The organism is Microcoleus sp. (genome assembly GCF_049646505.1).
Classification (GTDB): domain Bacteria; phylum Cyanobacteriota; class Cyanobacteriia; order Cyanobacteriales; family Microcoleaceae; genus Microcoleus.
The window spans coordinates 1-3,081 of sequence record NZ_JBARVX010000144.1; the positions used below are offsets into that span (position 1 = coordinate 1).

Sequence of the window (3,081 nt, forward strand, 5' to 3'; positions counted from 1 at the left end):
TTCTAGGCAAACGCCACCTCAAAATAAGTAGACAGCGCTCATACCATGCAATAAAACTTGCAAGGTGCGTAATCTCGTCAAACGATGTAGTCGTCTACGAAGATTTGAGAATCAAAAACATGGTGAAAAATCATTGCTTAGCTAAGTCTATCAACGATGCTTCTTGGTATCAATTTCGTGTTTGGCTTGAATACTTCGGAAAAGTATTTGAGCGCGTGACGGTGGCGGTAAATCCGCAATATACCAGCCAAGAATGCTCGCGTCTGCGGTGTAATTGTCAAGAAAACGCTATCTACAAGAACGCACGTTTGTAAGTGCGGTTGTGTTTTAGATCGTGACTTCAATGCAGCTAGAAACATCCTAAGTCGGGGATTGGGTACGATAGGGCATATCGGAACCTTTGGTCTTGAGCCAAGTAACGCTTTAGGAGAGTTAACCTCTACTGTTGTTGGAGAAATCCTGCCTCAGCAAGTCGGCTCGTAGATTAAAGAATCTCCGTGCGTTCACGCCGGAGAGTGTCAAGTGTATGATTTTTGGCCGCTGATGCGGGCGGATTGACGCGGCTTAACTCAGATTTTTTTGATGGATGCAGTCTTGAGATTGCTGACTTTTTTAAGAAGTCGGGAATTTGGGTATTTAGTGAACAATTATGGGTTAAAATCTAAAATCTAAAATCTAAAATTGATATCATGGCTTTCATTTTAATTGGCGGTGTAGAACATTATTACGAGTGGATAACGGCAGATAATGCCGATCGACCTAGCGGCAAGCCAATAATGGTATTTCTCCACGGCTGGGCCGGCTCGGCGCGCTACTGGGAAAGCACGGCGCGGGCGATGGCTGGCGATTTTGATTGTTTGCTGTACGATATGAGAGGATTTGGTCGATCGCCCTTGCCTCCTTCACCTCCTAAATCCAGTTACGAACTCGAAACCTACGCCCGCGACTTAGCCGAATTATTAGAAGCTCTGAATTTACCCCGCGTCTTTCTCAACGCTCACTCTACAGGAGCATCTATTGCGACTTTATTTCTCAACCTTTATCCTGAAAAAGTGGAAAAAGCAATTCTTACTTGCAGCGGGATTTTTGAATACGACGAGAAAGCCTTTACAACTTTTCATAAATTCGGCGGTTATGTCGTGAAATTTCGGCCGTCTTGGCTGGCTGCTATTCCGTTTGCCGATCGCATCTTTATGGCCCGGTTTTTGCGCCAATCTCTCCCTACAGAGGTAAGTCTGGCGTTTCTCAAGGATTTCTTAATGGCAGATGAGGAAGCTGCTATTGGTACAATGGTGACGGCCGTCAGCAAAAGAGCTGCTGAGGAAATGCCCGAAGAATTCGCGCGGTTGAGCGTTCCCACGCTGCTGGTAGCCGGAGAATTCGATCGAATTATCCCCGCCGTCATGGGAGAACAAGCAGCCTCCCTCAGCAAAAAAGTAGAATTTGTTATAATTCCCAATACGGCTCACTTTCCGATGCTGGAGGATGCCCCAACATATTTGCAGCGCATCCGAGAGTTTTTGCCCGCAGCGGCGTAGTTGAGTTGTTGTTTAATTAATGTACGATCGGACAAGCCAGCTTTTAAAGCTGTCATTACTCCGATCTTAATTTTTAATTCGTAATTTCTTAAAGCGAAAGGTGGTAATATGAACGACCTCGACCAATACTATAAAGTCCTGGATCTGCTGCCGGGAGCTTCCCGAGAAGAAATTACGCAAGCCTACAAGGATTTGGCGTTCATTTGGCATCCCGATCGCATCCCCAAAGACAATCCCCGACTACTGCTGAAAGCTGAAGAAAAGATTAAGGAAATTAATCAAGCTCGCGAACAATTGCGATCGATTCAGTCAAGAGGTCAGAATCAGAACGCTCAGCAAAAAAACACCCAACAAAAACACACCCAACAAAAACACGCCCAGCAACAAAATCCTCAGCAACAAAACACCCAGTACCAAAACACTCAGTACAGAAACACCCAGCAACAAAACACCCAGCAACAAAACACTCAGTACAGAAACACCCAGCAACAAAATCCTCAGTACAGAAACACCCAGCAACAAAACACCCAGCAACAAAATCCTCAGTACAGAAACACCCAGCAACAAAACACCCAGTACAAAAACACTCAGTACAAAAACACCCAGCAACAAAACACCCAGTCGCCACCGACAACACCAAAAGAGCCCCGCTACTATTCCGAGCCTTCTTCAGGAAATTATGCTGGCAATTATGCTGAAAAATATGCTGAAAAATATGCTCCAAATCCGACAGGGCCCTATTCTGAGGCTTCCCGCTACCAATCGCCAAAGCGGGAACCATCTCAGTCTTACCGCCAAGCTGCGCCGCAAGCTCCGGATTTGAGCGGTTCTAACTTCAAAGGAGCTTCCTTAAAAGAAAAGGATTTTTCAGGGAGAAACTTGAGCAATGCAAACCTGAGTGAAGCCGACTTAAGCGATACTTTTCTGCACAACGTCAACCTCACAGGCGCGAATTTGCACAAAGCAAACTTGTTCAGAGCAAACCTGTTAGGTGCTTGTTTGATCAATGCCAATTTGACAGAAACAAATTTAATCGGAGCGGATTTGAGCGGTGCAGACTTGAGCGGTGCGGATTTAACGGGTGCTAAAATCGGTTATGGCGATCGGGTAATGGTAAAACTCACGGGAGCTAGATTAACAGGTGTAATCTTACCCGACGGTACTGTTCACAGCTAATTGATTTGGTATCGCACGCTTTCCCTCAAACCTCGTGCTTCCTGCTTCCTGTCCGAACCTAACGATAAATATTCGCGACGACTTACTTAGGGTTTGTTGAATAATCGATCGCACAAACCCAGTTTTTTTGACCCGTTTTTTTGGCTTGAACGACTTGTTTTCGTGCATATCGTTTCCGGCTGCACTGTCAGGTGATAAATTATATCAATTCCGGTTGCATCGGAATACTAAATTAAAGTTGACGGTTGACTGTTGACGGTTGACTGTTGACGGTCAAAGTCATCTGACGGCGCAACAGGAATTGATATCATATCGTTTTCGGTTGTATCGGTATTGTTCAAACCATCAACAGTTAACAGTTAACAGT

General features: G+C 45.1%; 2 protein-coding genes and 1 pseudogene. All 3 read left to right on the top strand.

Features of this window, described 5'->3' with window-relative positions; all coding sequences use genetic code 11:
* A pseudogene (locus WBA89_RS08030) lies at positions 1 to 483 on the top strand (RNA-guided endonuclease InsQ/TnpB family protein); the annotation flags it as partial.
* A 206-nt stretch (positions 484 to 689) separates the two neighbouring features.
* A complete protein-coding gene (locus WBA89_RS08035; protein WP_424405424.1) occupies positions 690 to 1,538 on the top strand; it encodes an alpha/beta fold hydrolase in 849 nt (282 codons plus the stop codon).
* Positions 1,539 to 1,646: 108 nt separating this feature from the next.
* Positions 1,647 to 2,714 carry a pentapeptide repeat-containing protein gene (locus WBA89_RS08040; protein ID WP_424405426.1) on the top strand — a complete coding sequence of 356 codons (1,068 nt, stop codon included), beginning with the start codon at positions 1,647 to 1,649 and terminating at the stop codon, positions 2,712 to 2,714.
* Positions 2,715 to 3,081: the final 367 nt, after the last annotated feature.

What these genes read in the sequence shown, in the direction of transcription:
- WBA89_RS08035 (WP_424405424.1), top strand. Translation starts at nt 690, where the DNA reads ATGGCTTTCATTTTAATTGGCGGTGTAGAACATTATTACGAGTGGATA.
- WBA89_RS08040 (WP_424405426.1), top strand. Translation starts at nt 1,647, where the DNA reads ATGAACGACCTCGACCAATACTATAAAGTCCTGGATCTGCTGCCGGGA.